This is a genomic window from Pseudomonas sp. SDO5591_S426 (assembly GCF_054070755.1).
The window spans coordinates 36,163-54,351 of record NZ_JBSVXD010000016.1; the positions used below are offsets into that span (position 1 = coordinate 36,163).

At 59.3% G+C, this 18,189-nt stretch carries 14 protein-coding genes; 9 read left to right on the plus strand and 5 right to left on the minus strand.

The window, feature by feature from the left end; genetic code table 11:
- Positions 1-8 precede the first annotated feature (8 nt).
- The 5 genes from fadA to ACW9JC_RS05930 all read left to right on the plus strand — a co-directional run bounded on the left by fadA (position 9) and on the right by ACW9JC_RS05930 (position 5,333).
- Complete coding sequence (fadA, locus tag ACW9JC_RS05910) at positions 9-1,184, plus strand: acetyl-CoA C-acyltransferase FadA (RefSeq protein WP_150701104.1); 1,176 nt, start codon at positions 9-11, stop codon at positions 1,182-1,184.
- A gap of 99 nt (positions 1,185-1,283) precedes the next feature.
- Positions 1,284-1,520 (plus strand): DUF1653 domain-containing protein, encoded by a 237-nt coding sequence (locus ACW9JC_RS05915; RefSeq protein WP_075946000.1) that lies wholly within the window; start codon positions 1,284-1,286, stop codon positions 1,518-1,520.
- Between the two features lie 114 nt (positions 1,521-1,634).
- Entirely contained in the window at positions 1,635-4,262 is a 2,628-nt protein-coding gene (gene topA, locus ACW9JC_RS05920) for a type I DNA topoisomerase (protein ID WP_338585635.1), read from the plus strand.
- 158 nt (positions 4,263-4,420) lie between these two features.
- Positions 4,421-4,945, plus strand: a complete 525-nt coding sequence (locus ACW9JC_RS05925; protein WP_457454141.1) for a DUF6586 family protein — start codon at positions 4,421-4,423, stop codon at positions 4,943-4,945.
- 154 nt (positions 4,946-5,099) lie between these two features.
- Positions 5,100-5,333, plus strand: a complete 234-nt coding sequence (locus ACW9JC_RS05930; RefSeq protein ID WP_223442005.1) for a hypothetical protein — start codon at positions 5,100-5,102, stop codon at positions 5,331-5,333.
- 84 nt (positions 5,334-5,417) lie between these two features.
- Here the strand turns inward: ACW9JC_RS05930 and sulA are convergent, their stop codons facing one another.
- Complete coding sequence (gene sulA / locus ACW9JC_RS05935; protein ID WP_338585637.1) at positions 5,418-5,891, minus strand: SOS-induced cell division inhibitor SulA; 474 nt, start codon at positions 5,889-5,891, stop codon at positions 5,418-5,420.
- Positions 5,892-5,901: 10 nt separating this feature from the next.
- Positions 5,902-6,510: a transcriptional repressor LexA gene (gene lexA / locus ACW9JC_RS05940; protein WP_338585638.1), complete on the minus strand. Its 609-nt coding sequence runs from the start codon at positions 6,508-6,510 to the stop codon at positions 5,902-5,904.
- Positions 6,511-6,739: 229 nt separating this feature from the next.
- On the opposite strand from lexA, the gene ACW9JC_RS05945 reads away from it, so the two are divergent.
- The 3 genes from ACW9JC_RS05945 (at position 6,740) to ACW9JC_RS05955 (ending at position 9,366) form a co-directional block, all read left to right on the plus strand.
- Entirely contained in the window at positions 6,740-7,447 is a 708-nt protein-coding gene (locus ACW9JC_RS05945; RefSeq protein ID WP_416128897.1) for a TetR/AcrR family transcriptional regulator, read from the plus strand.
- Positions 7,448-7,605: 158 nt separating this feature from the next.
- Positions 7,606-8,616, plus strand: a complete 1,011-nt coding sequence (gene nagZ / locus ACW9JC_RS05950) for a beta-N-acetylhexosaminidase (protein WP_457454145.1) — start codon at positions 7,606-7,608, stop codon at positions 8,614-8,616.
- 12 nt (positions 8,617-8,628) lie between these two features.
- On the plus strand, positions 8,629-9,366 hold the full coding sequence (locus tag ACW9JC_RS05955) for an S-methyl-5'-thioinosine phosphorylase (RefSeq protein WP_457454147.1): 738 nt from the start codon (positions 8,629-8,631) through the stop codon (positions 9,364-9,366).
- A 141-nt stretch (positions 9,367-9,507) separates the two neighbouring features.
- Here the strand turns inward: ACW9JC_RS05955 and ACW9JC_RS05960 are convergent, their stop codons facing one another.
- From ACW9JC_RS05960 to mfd, 3 genes are read right to left on the minus strand one after another with little or no spacing between them, the layout of a single operon-like run.
- Positions 9,508-12,201 (minus strand): SNF2-related protein, encoded by a 2,694-nt coding sequence (locus ACW9JC_RS05960; protein ID WP_457454149.1) that lies wholly within the window; start codon positions 12,199-12,201, stop codon positions 9,508-9,510.
- A gap of 11 nt (positions 12,202-12,212) precedes the next feature.
- Positions 12,213-12,791, minus strand: coding sequence for a CsiV family protein (locus tag ACW9JC_RS05965; RefSeq protein WP_338585643.1), 579 nt, complete (start codon positions 12,789-12,791; stop codon positions 12,213-12,215).
- Positions 12,792-12,801: 10 nt separating this feature from the next.
- Positions 12,802-16,251 (minus strand): transcription-repair coupling factor, encoded by a 3,450-nt coding sequence (gene mfd, locus ACW9JC_RS05970; protein WP_457454150.1) that lies wholly within the window; start codon positions 16,249-16,251, stop codon positions 12,802-12,804.
- Positions 16,252-16,614: 363 nt separating this feature from the next.
- On the opposite strand from mfd, the gene ACW9JC_RS05975 reads away from it, so the two are divergent.
- Positions 16,615-18,078, plus strand: coding sequence for a glyceraldehyde-3-phosphate dehydrogenase (locus ACW9JC_RS05975; protein ID WP_056722011.1), 1,464 nt, complete (start codon positions 16,615-16,617; stop codon positions 18,076-18,078).
- Positions 18,079-18,189: the final 111 nt, after the last annotated feature.

The window sequence follows — 18,189 nt, forward strand, 5'->3', positions numbered from 1 at the left end:
GTGAACTTATGAGCTTGAATCCTAGAGACGTCGTGATTGTCGACTTCGGTCGTACTCCGATGGGCCGCTCCAAGGGCGGCATGCACCGCAACACCCGCGCCGAAGACATGTCGGCGCACCTGATCAGCAAACTGCTGGAACGCAACGTCAAGGTTGACCCGAGCGAAGTCGAAGACGTGATCTGGGGCTGCGTCAACCAGACCCTGGAGCAGGGCTGGAACATCGCGCGCATGGCGTCGCTGATGACCCAGATCCCGCACACCTCGGCCGGCCAGACCGTCAGCCGTCTGTGTGGCTCGTCGATGAGTGCCCTGCACACCGCAGCGCAAGCGATCATGACCGGCAACGGTGACGTGTTCGTCGTCGGCGGCGTCGAGCACATGGGCCACGTGAGCATGATGCACGGGGTCGATCCGAACCCGCACATGTCCCTGTACGCGGCGAAAGCCTCGGGCATGATGGGCCTGACCGCTGAAATGCTGGGCAAAATGCACGGCATCACTCGCGAACAGCAGGACGCTTTCGGCGTGCGCTCCCACCAACTCGCCCATAAAGCGACCGTGGAAGGCAAGTTCAAAGACGAAATCATCCCGATGCAGGGTTACGACGAGAACGGTTTCCTGAAAACCTTCGACTACGACGAAACCATTCGTCCGGAAACCACCCTGGAAAGCCTGGCGGCATTGAAGCCAGCGTTTAACCCGAAGGGCGGCACCGTGACTGCCGGTACTTCGTCGCAGATCACCGATGGTGCTTCGTGCATGATCGTGATGTCGGCGCAGCGTGCACAGGACCTGGGCATCCAGCCTCTGGCGGTGATTCGCTCGATGGCAGTGGCAGGTGTGGACCCGGCGATCATGGGCTATGGTCCAGTACCGGCCACACAAAAAGCATTGAAGCGCGCAGGTCTGAGCATCTCCGACATCGACTTCTTCGAGCTCAACGAAGCTTTCGCCGCACAGGCCCTGCCAGTGCTGAAAGATCTGAAAGTGCTCGACAAGATGAACGAGAAGGTTAACCTGCACGGCGGCGCGATCGCCCTGGGCCACCCGTTCGGTTGCTCCGGTGCGCGTATCTCCGGCACTTTGCTCAACGTGATGAAGCAAAATGGCGGCAACCTCGGGGTAGCCACCATGTGCATTGGTCTCGGCCAAGGTATCTCCACCGTCTTCGAACGCGTTTAAGCGTTTCGTCGATGGAAGCCGGGGCCAAGTGCCCCGGTTTTTGTTTTTCCGGATTTATTTTTGTTTTTATTTTGAAAAAATTTGAGTGAGGGCCAAAGCATGCCGATACAACCAGGGCTCTACCAACATTACAAAGGTCCGCAGTACCGCGTATTCAGTGTTGCGCGGCATTCGGAAACCGAAGAAGAAGTGGTCTTCTACCAAGCCCTGTATGGCGATTACGGCTTTTGGGTACGTCCCTTGAGCATGTTCCTGGAGTCAGTCGAAGTTGACGGCGAACAGGTGCCACGCTTTGCTTTGGTGCAGGTCGAAGAAAGCCTTTTTACCAAGCCATAAGCTGAGTTCGCGCTAACCCCCGCGCTTGACCTCATCTTGTTGCCACTATATATAGCGGTGCCGCGTCAGGCGCCAACCGCCTTTCACTTCTCGAATTCAGGAATTTTCTGATCCATGGGCAAATCGCTGGTCATTGTGGAATCCCCGGCTAAGGCCAAGACCATCAACAAGTATTTGGGCAACGAATACGTGGTGAAGTCGAGTATCGGCCATATCCGAGACCTGCCCACCAGCGGTTCGGCTAGCGCCAGCAAAGAGCCAGCCGCCAAGCGCGGCAAGGCTGCTGCGGGCGAAGCGCCGGCCTTGTCGCCTAAAGAAAAGGCGCGCAAGCAGCTGGTCGCGCGCATGGGGGTCGATCCGGATCATGGCTGGAAAGCCAAGTACGAGATCCTCCCGGGCAAGGAAAAGGTCATCGAAGAGCTGCGCCGGCTCGCCAAAGATGCTGACACCATCTATCTCGCAACCGACTTGGACCGCGAGGGGGAAGCCATTGCCTGGCACCTGCGCGAAGCCATCGGTGGTGACGACACCCGCTACAAGCGCGTGGTGTTCAACGAAATCACCAAGAAGGCGATTCAGGAAGCCTTCTCCAAACCAGGCGAGCTGGATATCGATCGCGTCAACGCCCAGCAGGCGCGTCGTTTCCTCGACCGCGTCGTGGGTTACATGGTTTCGCCGCTGCTGTGGGCCAAGATCGCCCGTGGCCTGTCCGCTGGCCGTGTGCAATCGGTTGCCGTGAAGCTGGTGGTTGAGCGTGAGCGTGAAATTCGCGCGTTCATCCCGGAAGAGTACTGGGAAGTGCACGCCGACCTCGGCACCGCCAAAGGCGCGACCGTGCGTTTCGACGTGGCTCGCGAGAAGGGCGAAGCGTTCAAACCGCTCAACGAAGCCCAGGCGATGGCCGCGCTGGAGAAGCTCAAGGCTTCCAGCTACAGCATCGTCAAGCGCGAAGACAAACCGACCAGCAGCAAGCCGTCGGCACCGTTCATCACTTCCACCCTGCAACAGGCCGCGAGCAACCGCCTGGGCTTCGGTGTGAAGAAAACCATGATGATGGCCCAGCGTCTGTACGAAGCCGGCTACATCACTTACATGCGTACCGACTCGACCAACCTCTCGGTTGATGCCGTGGCGATGGCGCGTACTTATATTGAAGGCGAGTTCGGCAAGAAGTACCTGCCGGAAAACCCGAACGTCTACAGCAGCAAGGAAGGCGCACAAGAGGCTCACGAAGCGATTCGTCCTTCCGACGCCAATACCGAGCCAAGCAAGCTGTCGGGCATGGAGCGTGACGCAGAGCGCCTCTACGAGCTGATCTGGCGCCAGTTCCTCGCTTGCCAGATGCTGCCGGCACAATATCTGTCGACCACCGTCACTGTCGGTGCCGGCGATTTCGAGCTGCGCGCCAAGGGCCGCATCCTGAAGTTCGACGGTTATACCCGCGTCATGCCGCAAATCGCCAAGCCGGGCGATGACGATGTACTGCCGGACATGGCCCAGGGCGACGCGATGAAGCTGATCAAGCTTGATCCGACCCAGCACTTCACCAAGCCGCCGGCGCGTTACTCGGAAGCCAGCCTGGTAAAAGAAATGGAAAAACGCGGCATCGGTCGTCCTTCGACCTACGCAGCGATCATTTCGACCATCCAGGACCGCGGCTATGTGGCGCTGCACAACCGTCGTTTCTATTCGGAAAAGATGGGCGACATCGTTACCGAGCGCCTGTCCGAAAGCTTCTCCAATCTGATGGACTACGGCTTCACCGCCGGCATGGAAGAACATCTCGATGACGTGGCCCAGGGCGAACGCGACTGGAAAAACGTGCTCGACGAATTTTACGGCGACTTCAAGAAGAAGCTCGAAGTAGCCGAAAGTCCGGAAAGTGGCATGCGTGCCAACCAGCCGGTAATGACCGACATTCCGTGTACGACTTGCGGCCGTCCGATGCAGATTCGTACCGCGTCGACCGGCGTGTTCCTCGGTTGCTCCGGCTACAGCCTGCCACCGAAAGAACGCTGCAAGGCGACCGTCAACCTCGTACCAGGCGACGAAATCGCCGCGGACGACGAGGGTGAGTCGGAGTCGCTGGTATTGCGTGGCAAGCATCGCTGCCCGATCTGCAGCACGGCGATGGATGCCTACCTGCTCGATGAGAAGCGCAAGTTGCACATCTGCGGTAACAACCCGGATTGCGATGGCTACGAAATCGAAGAGGGCACCTATCGCATCAAAGGCTACGAAGGTCCGAGCCTGGAGTGCGACAAGTGTGGCAGCGAAATGCAGCTCAAGACCGGCCGTTTCGGCAAGTTCTTCGGTTGCACCAATCCCACCTGCAAGAACACCCGCAAACTGCTGAAGAGCGGTGATGCGGCGCCGCCGAAGATGGACCCGGTGAAGATGCCTGAGCTGAAATGCGAAAAGGTCAACGACACCTACATCCTGCGCGATGGTGCTTCCGGCCTGTTCCTGGCGGCCAGCCAGTTCCCGAAAAACCGCGAGACCCGTGCGCCGCTGGTCATGGAAATCATCCCGCACAAGGATGAGATCGATCCGAAGTACCACTTCCTCTGTGAAGCACCGAAGAAAGATCCGGACGGCCTCCCGGCTGTGATCCGTTACAGCCGCAAGACCAAAGAGCAATACGTGCAGACCGAAGTCGACGGCAAGCCGACTGGCTGGAAAGCGTATTACGACGGCGGCAAGTGGACCGTTGAAGACAAGCGTCCAGCTGCGAAGGCTTAAAGCGTCGCGGTAACTGAAAAGGCCGCATGACAACCCTTGGGGTTTTCATGCGGCCTTTTTGGTGCTCCTGTAAAAAGGAGGGCTTGCGATCAGATCGGGTGATCCACGACACTGTCCGACCTGTGTGAAGCAATTATTTCGCTGTGGAGGCTGCCGTCATGGCCCACGAACTCTATACCCGTACCAACCAGAAGATTTATTTCGCCGGCCTGTCGCTGGAAGCGCTCGCCAAGGCTGAAGAGGGACGGGCGATGAATTCCCTGGCGCTGATTCAGGCTAGCCGCGAATCGGCGTTGTTTCACCTGTACGGCGCGGTGCTGGGGCTGTGTCACGAAATCGCCGGATTCTATCGTTTGCCTCAGGCCAATGCGGCCCGGGCGGAATCTCTGCTGACTCGCGAAGTGCTGGACAGCATCGCCATTCCTGAAATGGCCGAGATGGTTGAACTCGCCAACAATCCGGAAACCTGGCTTGCCAAGCTGCTGGCGGCTAATGCTGCGCTGTTTCAGCCACCAAGGGCGCCGCGCAAGCCTAAAGGTGACGTGACACAGCCGCTGATCGTGGCGGTAAATCTGGACGAAGAAGAGGCGTCCCAAGAGCTGAGTCGTGAGGAGCTGGAGAGCTGGCGTCAGAACCTCAAAAGCCTGGCGATCCGCTTTCGCGAAGGCTTGAACGAGTGCTGAAATAGGGAATGTTTTAACGGATGGCCTACAAGGCTGTCCGTTCAGGGAAGAGTGTTGTCAGAAATTTCTCTTCGTGATGGCATCTGGTCAAGATCCCGAGCGAAGCCTGGCTGATGCCTATATAATCCCCGCCTTTCGTGGAGAACAAACCTTTATGCCAACGTCCTTTCTAGAAATTGTCGAGTTGCCAGACGGCCGTATCGAGCTGCGTAGGGCTGAGGACGAGGGTTCTCTGGTTACTTTGGATTTCTCCGAGGACGCCAAAGCATTCCTGCAAGGTCAGCATGTCGAAGTCGCCAAAGCGATGTTGAGCGTCGGCGTTCAGATGGCCGGACGCTTGGTTGAAGGTGAATTTGAGAAGGAAGAGGGTTCACGGGTTCTTCATTGATACCCGTCCGTCGAATTTATCCACTACCGCTCCAGATCGGCTTCTCTATCCTTTGAGAAGCCCTGCGTTGTTCAGCGTGCACCCTTAACCCAATCGAATATTCAGGCTTTGTGCGTCCCCGGTCCGGGCGGCGCTGACTAGCTGTTGCCGCGAAGTAGTGCTCAGCGGGTTGAGCCAGCTGACGACCGTGTGACTGCGACCGAGACGAAGGGCTTCGCAGGTCAATTGCTGGGCACTCTGGGTTCCGCGTGGTTGCAGTATCAGAATGCGTTCGCGATTGAGGCCGGCATCCCGTAACCAGGTCTGGGTCAGGCTGGCAGGTGGGGCGATCAGTGTCAGCCAGCGCGCGTCTTGATCGTCGCTCAATTCCCGGAGGATTGGAGCCAGAAGGTTCAGGCAGTTCCCGGCTGCACCACGCAGAGACAATTCACTGAAAACCTCGGGTTCGGCGCTCCAGGGCGACTCGACCACTTCCTTCAGAATCGGCGCCATTGGCGCCAGGAATGCCTCGAACAGCAGTGGCAGTTGGGCTTGCTGTGATGTGTGTGGGAACTGCATAAAGCCTCCTTTAGCGGCGAATCACGCCAACGCTCAAGCCTTCGATCACTAGTTCCTGATCTTTAAGATTTACTTCGATAGGGGCGAAATCCGGGTTTTCGGCAATCAGCCAGACCTTGCTGCCGTCACGCTTGAAACGCTTGACGGTCACTTCGTCGCCGATCCGCGCAACCACGATCTGGCCATTGCGGGCCTCGCGGGTGGTATGGACGGCCAGCAGGTCACCGTCGAAAATACCCACGTCCTTCATGCTCATGCCGTGCACCCGCAGCAGATAGTCAGCGCGTGGATGGAAGAAAGCAGGATTGATGTTGCAGGACTCTTCAACGTGTTGCTGGGCGAGGATCGGCGCGCCGGCCGCCACTCGACCAATGATCGGCAAGGTGGAGTCATCGGCCTTGGCTTCGAAGCCCGGGATGCGAATTCCGCGGGATGCGCCCGGGGTCATTTCGATCGCGCCCTTGCGGGCCAGTGCCTTGAGATGTTCTTCCGCCGCGTTGGGCGATTTGAAACCCAGTTCCTGAGCGATTTCCGCACGGGTCGGAGGGTAGCCGTTGTCTTCCAGGCAGCGTTTGATGAAGGCCAGAATCTCGGCTTGGCGTGGCGTCAGCTTTAGCATATTGATCGCTCTGTTTTTTTATACAGTGACTGGGATTATATACAGTGAAGCGGTCTTGGCAATGCCCGTTTTTTTGCCGGCCGCCAGACGGTCGATCAGCCTGCTGATGGAAGCTTTGCGGTTGTATGGTTAAATGTCTGACTGACCATTCCCAAAACGAACTGCCAGGCTTGACAAGGCACAGGCTGAAACGTATGTTTCAAACAAGTGTTTGTCAGGCGGAGTAGCCATGGCCCAGTCGGAAACCGTTGAACGCATTCTTGATGCTGCCGAGCAGTTGTTCGCGGAAAAAGGTTTCGCTGAAACCTCATTGCGTTTGATCACCAGCAAGGCCGGTGTCAATCTGGCGGCGGTGAACTATCACTTCGGTTCGAAGAAGGCGCTGATCCAGGCAGTCTTCTCACGATTCCTCGGGCCATTCTGCATCAGCCTCGATAAAGAGCTGGAACGGCGCCAGGCCAAGCCTGAAATCAAGCCCTCGCTCGAAGAACTGCTGGAGATCCTCGTCGAGCAGGCACTGGTGGTTCAGCCGCGTAGCGGCAACGACTTATCTATCTTCATGCGCCTGCTGGGGCTGGCCTTCAGTCAGAGCCAAGGGCATTTGCGTCGTTATCTGGAAGACATGTACGGCAAGGTATTTCGCCGCTACATGATGCTGGTCAACGAAGCCGCACCGCGAATTCCTCCAATCGAATTGTTCTGGCGTGTGCACTTCATGCTCGGTGCGGCGGCGTTCAGCATGTCCGGCATCAAGGCGTTGCGTGCGATTGCCGAGACTGACTTCGGGGTTAACACCTCCATCGAGCAGGTCATGCGTCTGATGGTGCCGTTCCTCGCGGCCGGCATGCGTGCAGAGTCCGGTGTCACCGACACGGCCATGGCTGCCGCGCAGTTGCGTCCTCGTAGCAAATCGACACCGGTTGCCGCCAAGGTTTGACCGCGCACGGGTGGGCGCGGCAGCTTACATCCGCTAAGCTAGCCGCCCATGCCGACTCTCGTTTCTAATCCGCTCCCAATTCATATCGCCGACCTGCCGGGCATAGCCCTTGGCGGCGTATCGGTGCGAGCCGGATTTATCGTTATCAAGGAATCTCTATGACTTCTGGCCTGCAAGGCTCGTTGATGGTGGACGTCGCCGGTACCTGGCTGACGGCCGAAGATCGCCAATTGTTGCGCCAACCCGAAGTGGGCGGCCTGATCATTTTTGCCCGCAACATCGAACACCCGCGTCAGGTCCGCGAGTTGAGCGCATCGATTCGCGCCATTCGCCCCGATCTGCTGTTGGCGGTGGACCAGGAAGGCGGGCGGGTTCAGCGTCTGCGTCAGGGTTTTGTGCGGTTGCCGGCGATGCGTGCGATTGCCGATAATCCGAACGCCGAGTACCTGGCCGAACAGTGTGGCTGGATCATGGCCACCGAAGTGCTCGCTGTTGGCCTGGACCTGAGCTTCGCCCCGGTCCTTGATCTCGATTATCAGCGCAGCGCCGTGGTCGGCACCCGTTCGTTCGAAGGCGATCCTGAGCGTGCAGCGCTACTGGCGGGTGCGTTCATTCGCGGCATGAACAGCGCTGGCATGGCCGCTACCGGCAAGCATTTCCCCGGTCACGGCTGGGCCGAGGCGGACTCCCACGTGGCGATCCCGAACGACGAGCGCAGCCTCGACGAGATCCGCGCCAACGACCTGGTGCCGTTCGCCAAACTCAGCAAGCAACTGGCCGCCGTCATGCCGGCTCACGTTATCTACCCGCAAGTCGATTCCCAACCCGCCGGTTTCTCCCGTCGCTGGTTGCAGGACATCCTGCGGGGCGAATTGCAGTTCGACGGGGTGATTTTCAGCGACGACCTGTCCATGGCCGGCGCCCATGTGGTCGGCGATGCCGCCAGCCGCATTGAAGCGGCTTTGACCGCCGGTTGTGACATGGGGCTGGTGTGCAACGATCGTGCAGCTGCCGAGCTCGCCCTGAGCGCGGCCCAACGTCTGAAGGTCAAGCCTTCCGAGCGAATCGCGCGGATGCGCGGTCAGTCGTTCGCATCCACCGAATACCGTCAGGATCCGCGCTGGCTGGCAGCTGTCGGCGCGCTCAAAGAAGCTCAATTGATTGATTAAGGACTGTTCGTTATGACGGTTTACGCGATTATCGGTGGTACCGGCCTGACTCAGCTCGAAGGCCTGAGCATTCGTCAGTCATTGGCGGTCGACACCCCTTACGGCGCGCCTTCGGCCGACGTGCAGATCGGCGAGTACGCCGGCAAGGAAGTGCTGTTCCTCGCGCGCCACGGTCACCCGCACCGCTTCCCGCCGCATCAGGTGAATTACCGCGCCAACCTCTGGGCGCTGAAACAGGCAGGCGCCGAAGCGATTCTTGCGGTCAACGCGGTGGGTGGTATTCATGCGGCGATGGGCACCGGGCATTTCTGCGTGCCGCATCAGTTGATCGACTACACCAGCGGTCGTCAGCACACCTATTTCGCCGATGACCTGGAGCAGGTCACGCACATCGATTTCAGCTATCCGTACAGCGAGCCACTGCGTCAGCAATTGATCGCGGCACTGGCGGCTGAAAGCGTCGGTTACAGCAGTCATGGCGTGTATGCCTGCACCCAGGGCCCGCGCCTGGAAACCGTGGCCGAGATCGTGCGTCTGGAGCGTGACGGTTGCGACATCGTCGGCATGACCGGAATGCCGGAAGCGGCATTGGCCCGTGAGCTGGAACTGGATTACGCCTGTCTGGCGCTGGTGGTGAACCCGGCGGCGGGCAAGTCGACGGCAGTGATTACCATGGCCGAGATCGAGCAGGCTTTGCATGACGGGATGGGCAAGGTGAAGTCGACGCTGGCGCGGGTGCTCAAGGGCTGAGTCAGGCTACATCAACGAGTTGGCCCTATCGCTGGCAAGCCAGCTCCCACAGGTCTTGAGTCGATCACCGAATTCGTGATCAATACCGAACCTGTGTGAGCGTAGCTTGCCCGCGATGCGATCTGTCTGGCTACACACATCTCAGCGCTTCTCCAACTTATCCGGCAACGGCGCAAACAACGCCTCGATATCATCATTCTGCAATTTCCAGTCCCCAGCCTGACGCCCGTCCAGCACGCCCGCCGCAAGGTCGGATTTCTCTTTCTGCAAATGCTGAATCTTCTCTTCCACCGTGCCACGCGCAATCAGTTTGTAGACGAACACCGGCTTCTCTTGGCCAATGCGATAAGCACGGTCGGTCGCCTGATTCTCCGTCGCCGGGTTCCACCACGGGTCGTAATGAATCACGGTGTCTGCTTCCGTCAGGTTCAGGCCGACGCCACCGGCCTTCAGGCTGATGAGAAAAATCTGACGCTTGCCGCTCTGGAAATCCCTCACGGGTGTACGGCGATCGCGGGTCTGTCCGGTCAGCAGCGCATAGGCCACACCGCGTTTTTTCAGTTCGTCTTCGATCAATGACAGCATTGAGGTGAATTGCGAGAACAGCAGGATCCGTCGGCCTTCTTCGAACAACTCTTCGAGCATTTCCATCAGGCTGTCGAGCTTGCCCGAGGTGCTGCCGCGAGCCGGCAGGTTGGCATCGTTGACCAGGCGCAAATCGCAGCACACCTGACGCAGTTTCAGCAGTGCTTCAAGAATGATGATCTGGCTGCGGGCCACGCCTTTGCGGGTGATCTCGTCGCGGACTTTCTTGTCCATGGCCAGGCGCATGGTTTCGTATACGTCACGCTGGGCTTCGTTGAGCTCTACCCAGTGGATGATTTCGGTTTTCGGCGGCAGTTCGGTGGCCACCTGCTCCTTGGTCCGGCGTAGCAGGAAAGGTTTGATCCGACCGTTGAGGTGCTGAAGTCTTACTTCGCTGGTGCGCTTTTCAATCGGCACGCGGTAATCGCGGTTGAAGCTTTTCACATCGCCGAGCCAACCCGGCAGCAAAAAGTGAAACAGCGACCACAACTCGCCCAAGTGGTTTTCCAAAGGCGTGCCGCTCAGGCACAAGCGCTGGCGGGCATTCAACTCACGGGCGGCCTGCGCGGCCTTGCTGTTCGGATTCTTGATGTACTGCGCTTCGTCCAGCACCAGAACGTGCAACGGCTGCGCCGCCAGGCGTTCGACATCCTTGGGCAGCAACGCATAAGTGGTCAGGATCAGGTCGTAATCCGCCAGCTTATCGAAATGCTTTTTGCGGCTCGCGCCGTACAACGCCAATACTTTGAGCTGCGGCGTGAAGTGCGCCGCCTCATCCAGCCAGTTGGGTATCAGGCTGGTCGGCATTACCACCATGCACGGGCGGTCGAGGCGACCGGCGATTTTCTCGGTGAGCACATGCGCCAGGGTTTGCAAGGTTTTGCCCAGGCCCATGTCATCCGCGAGAATCCCGCCAACCTCCAGTTGACGCAGCGACTGCATCCAGCTCAAACCTTCAAGTTGATATGGGCGCAACGTTGCGTTCAGGCCTTCCGGTGCGACGGCGGTGTAGTCCTTGATGTCGCGCAGGCGTTGGGCAAAGGTGCGGATCTGTTCTCCACCCTCCCAAAGCAGCGGTAAGTCTTCCAGCGGGTTCAGGCGCGTGGCGTCGGCCTTGCTCAGGCGCAGTACGGTTTCGCCGGGCCCCTGCAGATAGAAATCGCCGAGTGTTGCCAGTACCGGCTTCAAACGGCCGAAGGGCAGGGCGACTTGCAAGGGGCCGTACTCGGAGTTCGGGCGGTTGGGAATGTTGACCAGAATCAGCTCGTCATCGCGACGTCGGGCCAGGCGTTCCGGGTTGAGAATTTCGGTGTGCGAGCGCATCAGGTTCAGCAGGATGGGCAACAGGCTTAGCCGCTCGCCGTTGACGATAATCCCCAATTCCAGGTCGAACCAGTCACGTTCCGGCGCCTGTTCGACCGTGGCGTACCAGTCGTCCACCGCCGTCAGGTCGAAACCGAAATCCTCGTTGATTTGCAATTCCCAGCCCTGGGTGCGCAGCTTCGGCAATTCATTGAGGGTGAAGGTCAGCCAGGCACTGTCATTGACCATCTCGAACAGTTCGCCAGCGCTTTCCGGCAGGGCTTTGCTTTGCCGGGTGGCGATTTTGAAACCGAGGATTCGTAGCTGTTCCCGGTAGGACTGTTCCACTTCCGGATGACGTTTTATCCGTAACGTCTGTGTTTCCTGGCGGATCAGGATGTCGGTGTTTTTCTGTCCGGAAACGTACTCGTCCAGATAGCTGAAGGACAGCGCCGCGCGATGCTGGATGTAACGCTGCATCCGCCCGTTGCGCGGTTCGAAAGCACTGAATTCAATGCTCGCCAGCCACAGGCGCGGTACCGGTTGCACGTTATCCACCAGCACTTGCGGCGGAGCTTTCGGGCTACGGTTCTCCAGCACGGCCTGGAGTTTTTCCAGCAGCTCGGCGTCTTTGGCGGCGGCGGGGTAGTTGAGTGTTTCCTGCACTTGCAGCAATACCGCCGCGCAATGTTTGCAGTTGCTGTGGACGGGGCAGGAGCATGTGGCATCGACCATCAGCAAAGTGCCTTTGGCTGACTCGCGCAAGCGAATGGTCTGACGGTAAACGTTACCGCCAGATCCCTCGCAAGCGGCGATGATCGTGGCGTCGCCGGCCTCGACGATCCTGACGCGGTTTTCCAGTGCGTAGCGACGGCCGCGCTCCAGGCTCTGTTCCTTGAATCGGCTGACCCAGGAAGGTGCCAGGGGTTTGCTCAGGGTCGCGGACATGGAGGCTTCGATCAGTCTGGGACCACTTCAGGGGCTTCCCGTGGGGCGGGCGCCGTCAATGAAGTGATCTTGATCAGCAGGCCGAGATGGCCGGCGTCGAGGAAGTTCAGCTGACCGTTTTTGGTGTGGCTTTCCTGTTTCAGGCGTTCGCTGGCGGTCACGAGGCCATCGGAGTTGAACTGGTTGACCCAGAAGTCGGCGTCAACATCGGTGAAGCGCCCCAGTTTGACACTGAGGGTGCCTTCAATCGGAAACTGGCCGAACTGCTCCTTGCCGTCGCTGATCGCAACTTTGGTCGCTTCCTCGCCAAGGTTCTGCTGCCAGGCCTTGTGCAGCAACACGGTGTAGTCGTTGCTGGCGGTAAGCTTTTCCACTTCAGGGTTCAGGCTTGGCGTGCGAAAGCTGTCGGGGTTGATGCGTTGAGCACCGGCATCCCAGTCTTCCGGCGCTGCGCGGCTGTCAATCGCCGGCACGGCATTCTGCCGCACCAGAATCATTTCAATCTGATACAGGTCATCGGCAAACGCCGTGGGTGCGACCAGCGCTGTGATTAACGTTGTCAGCAAGGTCAGTGAGCGAAACAGGCGCATGCGGCGTCCTTCAAGCAGTTTTCGGGATGAGGCGCTCGAACAGCGCCTCTACAGTATTAAAGCGCTCTTCCGGGCGTTCCATCGGGACCTGGAATTTAAACATCGTCGCGCCTTCGAATTTGTAGCGTTTTGGCTGGCTCTGGATCAGTTTGATCAGGGTCAGCGGGTCGACCGGTGTTTGCGCCGCGAACTCGATTCGTCCGCCCTGCGGGCCGCCATCGACTTTCTTGATGCCCAACAACTCGGCCTGCAATTTCAGGGCGGTGATGCGCATCAGGTTCTTGGTCGGCTCCGGCAACAGGCCGAAACGATCAATCATCTCTACCTGCAAATCCTTGAGGCCTTCTTCGTCGGTGGCCGAGGCGATGCGCTTGTAGAGAATCAGGCGGGCGTGAACGTCCGGCAGATAGTCTTCGGGAATCAACGCCGGTACGCGCAGGTTGACTTCCGGACCACCGCCCAGCGGCTGATCGAGGTTCGGCTGTTCGCCCTTGCGGATCGACTTCACCGCGCGTTCGAGCATTTCCATGTACAGCGTGAAGCCGACCGCCTGGATCTGCCCGCTCTGACCATCGCCAAGCAGTTCGCCAGCGCCGCGGATTTCCAGGTCGTTGGTGGCGAGCACGAAGCCCGCGCCGAGGTTCTGGGTATTGGCAATCGCTTCCAGACGCTTTTCCGCGTCCGGGGTGATTTGCTGGCGCGGCGGCGTCAGCAGGTAGGCATACGCCTGGTGGTGACTGCGTCCAACGCGGCCGCGCAACTGGTGCAGTTGCGCCAGGCCGAACTTGTCAGCGCGCTCGATGATGATGGTGTTGGCGCTCGGCACGTCGATGCCGGTCTCGATGATGGTCGAGGCAATCAGCACGTTGAAGCGCTTGTGGTAGAAGTCGCTCATCACCTGTTCGAGATCGCGTTCGCGCATCTGTCCGTGGCCGATGCCGATCCGTGCTTCAGGCACCAGCTCGGCGAGGTCAGCGGCGCATTTCTCGATGGTCTTCACGTCATTATGCAGGTAGTAGACCTGACCGCCACGCAGCAGCTCACGCAGCAGGGCCTCTTTGACCGTGCTCTTGTTCTGCTCCATGACGAAGGTGCGGACTGACAGGCGACGGGCCGGTGGCGTGGCGATGATCGACAGGTCGCGCATGCCCGACACTGCCATGTTCAGCGTGCGCGGGATCGGCGTGGCGGTCAGCGTGAGAATGTCGACTTCACTGCGCAGCGCCTTGAGCTGTTCCTTCTGGCGCACACCGAAACGGTGTTCTTCGTCGATGATGACGAGGCCGAGGTTTTTGATTTTTACGTCGTCCTGCAGCAGCTTGTGCGTGCCGATGACGATGTCGATCTTGCCTTCGGCCAGATCCGCGACCGCCGCGTTGACTTCCTTGGTCGACTTGAAGCGGCTCATCACTTCCACGGTGACCGGCCAATCGGCAAAGCGGTCGCGGAAACTGTTGTAGTGCTGCTGGGCAAGCAGGGTGGTCGGCACCAGAATCGCCACTTGGCGACCGCCGTGAACCGCGATGAACGCGGCGCGCATCGCCACTTCGGTCTTACCGAAGCCCACGTCACCGCACACCAGTCGATCCATCGGTTTGGGCGCAAGCATGTCTTCGCGCACGGCTTCGATGGTGGTTTGCTGGTCGGGGGTTTCTTCGAACGGGAAGCCGGCACTGAACGTGGCGTAGTCGGCTTTCGGGTCGGCGAAGGCATAACCTTCACGGGCGGCGCGGCGGGCATAGATGTCGAGCAACTCGGCAGCCACGTCACGCACCTGTTCGGCAGCTTTGCGCTTGGCTTTCTGCCAGGTCTCGGAGCCGAGACGGTGCAGTGGGGCCAGCGCGTCGTCGCTGCCGGTGTAACGGGCGATCAAATGCAGGTTGGCCACCGGCACGTAAAGTTTGGCGCCCTCGGCATATTCCAGCGCGAGGAACTCGGCGGCCTGGTTGTCGATTTCCAGCGTAGCGAGACCGAGGTAGCGGCCGACACCGTGATCGATATGCACCACCGGCGCGCCTTCGCGCAGTTCGGTGAGGTTCTTGATGACTGCATCGTTGTTGGCATCGGCGCGTTTTTCGCGGCGACGGCGTTGCATCACGCGTTGACCGAACAGCGGGCTTTCGGCAACCAGCGCCAGGGCTGGGTCGTCAAGCAACAAACCTTCATCCAGCGGCGCGATGGTGATCGCCAGGCGTTCTTTGCCAGCGACGAAATCCGGCCAACTGTCGACGGATTTTGGCCGTAGCTTCAGGCGCTCCAGCAATTCCAGCAGCACTTCGCGACGGCCCGCGGACTCGGCGGTAAACAGCACGCGGCCGGGGAACTGATCGAGGAAATCCGCCAGCGCCGCCAACGGCTGCGTGGCCTTGGCTTCAATCGCCAGGTTCGGCAACTCACGCGCGGGGAAGCGCTCGCGACCACCACCGCTTTCTACATCCTGTTGGCTAGCTACCACGCGCGGCCAGTTCTTCAGGCGTGCGAAGCAGTCTTCCACCGGAAGGAACAGTTCGGCGGGTGGTAATAAAGGACGGGACGGGTCGACGCGGCGTTCTTCATAGCGATTACGCACATCGTTCCAGAAGTTTTCCGCCGCCTGTTCGATGCCGGGCAGCGAGAACACCTGCGTGTCCTGGGGCAGGTAATCGAACAGCGTGGAAGTTTCCTCGAAGAACAGCGGCAGGTAGTACTCGATACCGGCCGGGGTAATCCCGCTGCTCAAATCCTGGAAAATCGGGCAGCGGCGGAAATCCACGTCGAAGCGCTCGCGAAACCGTGCCTTGAAGCGAGTGACCGCTTCTTTTTGCAGGGGAAATTCCTTCGCCGGTAGCAGCTTGACCGAGTCGACCTTGTCGATGGAGCGCTGGTTTTCCGGATCGAAGGTGCGCAGGGTTTCGATTTCGTCGTCGAACAGGTCGATGCGATACGGCAGTTTGCTGCCCATCGGGAAGAGGTCGATCAGCGACCCGCGCACGGTGAATTCGCCGTGTTCGTAAACGGTATCGACATAGCGGTAACCGGTGGCTTCAAGCCGGGTGCGCATTTGCTCGACGTCGAGCTTCTGGCCGACATCCAGCACCAGGCTGCTGCCGAGCAGGAATTTGGTCGGTGCGAGGCGATGCAGGGCGGTGGTGATCGGCACCACCAGCACGCCATGGCTCAGTTCCGGCAGCCGATACAGACTGGCGATGCGCTGGGAAATGATGTCCTGGTGCGGCGAGAACAGATCGTAGGGCAGGGTTTCCCAGTCGGGGAAATGCAACACCGGCAAATCCGGGGCGAAGAAACTCAGCTCCTGTTCCAGCCGTTCGGCACTTTGGCTATCGGCTGTAAGCAGCAGCGTAAAGCGCTTGGCAGCGCTGGCGGCCTCGGCAATGGCGAGGCTCAGGGCGGCACCGGGCAGGTTGCCCCAATGCTGTTTACCTGCCGCGGCAGGGAGATGCGGTAGACGCAGAACAGGCACGGAAGGTTGAGCTCCAAGCGTTGCGACAAAGTCGGTAATTGTAGCGGCCCCGGGTGCCGCCTGTCAGTTGCTGACTGCGTCTATTACGCAGGTTTGGCGAAATGTAGTGGTAAAGACAAAAAACCGCGGTTTTTTGCTGATAAATACCGAATATGTAGTGGTAAAACCAGCGAGTGTTACGGAGGGTTACGGACAAGGTAGCGTTGTCTCCAAAAAATTGACTGTGCTGAAAGCCCCGGTTTTACTGGGCTTTAGCGCAGCGTAAATTTTTTGAACAGGAATTTGTTACGGATCGCACGACAGGCGCGCATTGCTACAAGAGGAACAGAGCGGCATAATGTAGCCCCTTTTTTCTGCCCCTACATGTGGAAGGTTCCCGTGACTCAGAAGCCCGACCAGTGTCTTGGTGAATGGATCGACCGTGAAGCACTCGCAGAAGCGATGATTCCGCTTATCGGTCAGCTCTACCGCAATAACAACGTGGTGAGCTCGATCTATGGCCGCAGCCTGATCAATCGTTCAGTCATTGCGATTCTCAAAGCTCACCGCTTTGCTCGTCACCGTCAGTCCGACGAAAGCGAGCTGTCCGTCCACGAAACATTCCCGCTGATCAAGGCGATGAGCGAACTCAAGCTCGGCGCCGCTTCGGTGGACCTGGGCAAGCTGGCGGCCAAATTCAAGGCCGAAGGCAATGGCCGTACTGCCGAGCAGTTCGTCCGTGAAGAACTGGCCGACGTGGTTGGCCAGCAGAACGCTTCCGCCCGCAAAGGCACCGACGTTGTCCTCTACGGCTTCGGTCGTATCGGCCGTCTGCTGGCGCGCATCCTGATCGAGAAAACCGGTGGTGGCGACGGCCTGCGTCTGCGCGCCATCGTCGTCCGCAAGGGCGCCGAGAACGACCTGGTCAAGCGTGCCAGCCTGTTGCGTCGTGACTCGGTTCATGGTCCGTTCGATGGCACCATCACCATTGATGAAGCCAACAACACCATCACCGCCAACGGCAACCTGATTCAGGTGATCTACGCCAAGAGCCCGGCCGAAGTCGACTACACCCAGTACGGCATCGAAAACGCTCTGATCGTCGACAACACCGGTGTATGGCGTGACGCCGATGGCCTGGGCCAGCACCTCGCCTGCCCGGGCGCTGCCCGCGTGATCCTCACCGCACCTGGCAAGGGCGCGCTGAAGAACATCGTGCATGGCATCAACCATGGCGAGATCACCCCTGACGACAAGATCATCTCGGCGGCTTCCTGCACCACCAACGCCATCGTGCCGGTGCTCAAGGCAGTCAACGACAAGTACGGCATCGTCAACGGCCACGTCGAAACCGTTCACTCGTTCACCAACGACCAGAACCTGATCGACAACTTCCACAAGGGCAGCCGTCGTGGCCGCGCCGCGCCGCTGAACATGGTAATCACCGAGACCGGTGCCGCCACCGCAGCCGCCAAGGCGCTGCCAGTGCTCAAGGGCAAGCTGACCGGCAACGCGATTCGCGTTCCTACGCCGAACGTGTCGATGGCCATCCTGAACCTGAACCTGGAAAAGGCCACCACTCGCGAAGAGATCAACGAGTACCTGCGCCAGATGGCCATGCACTCGGATCTGCACAAGCAGATCGACTACGTGAGCTCCCAGGAAGTGGTTTCCACCGACTTCGTTGGCTCGCGCCACGCTGGCGTTGTGGACGCTGAAGCGACCATCACCCAGGACAACCGCGTTGTTCTGTACGTTTGGTACGACAACGAGTTCGGTTACAGCTGCCAGGTGGTTCGCGTGATGGAAGACATGGCCGGTGTAAACCCGCCAGCATTCCCGCGCTAAGCCTTAGCTGCACATGAAAACGCCCCGACTTTGGTCGGGGCGTTTTTGTTTGTGTTATTGAAAAGACAAGATCAAAAGATCGCAGCCTTCGGCAGCTCCTGCAAAGGTATG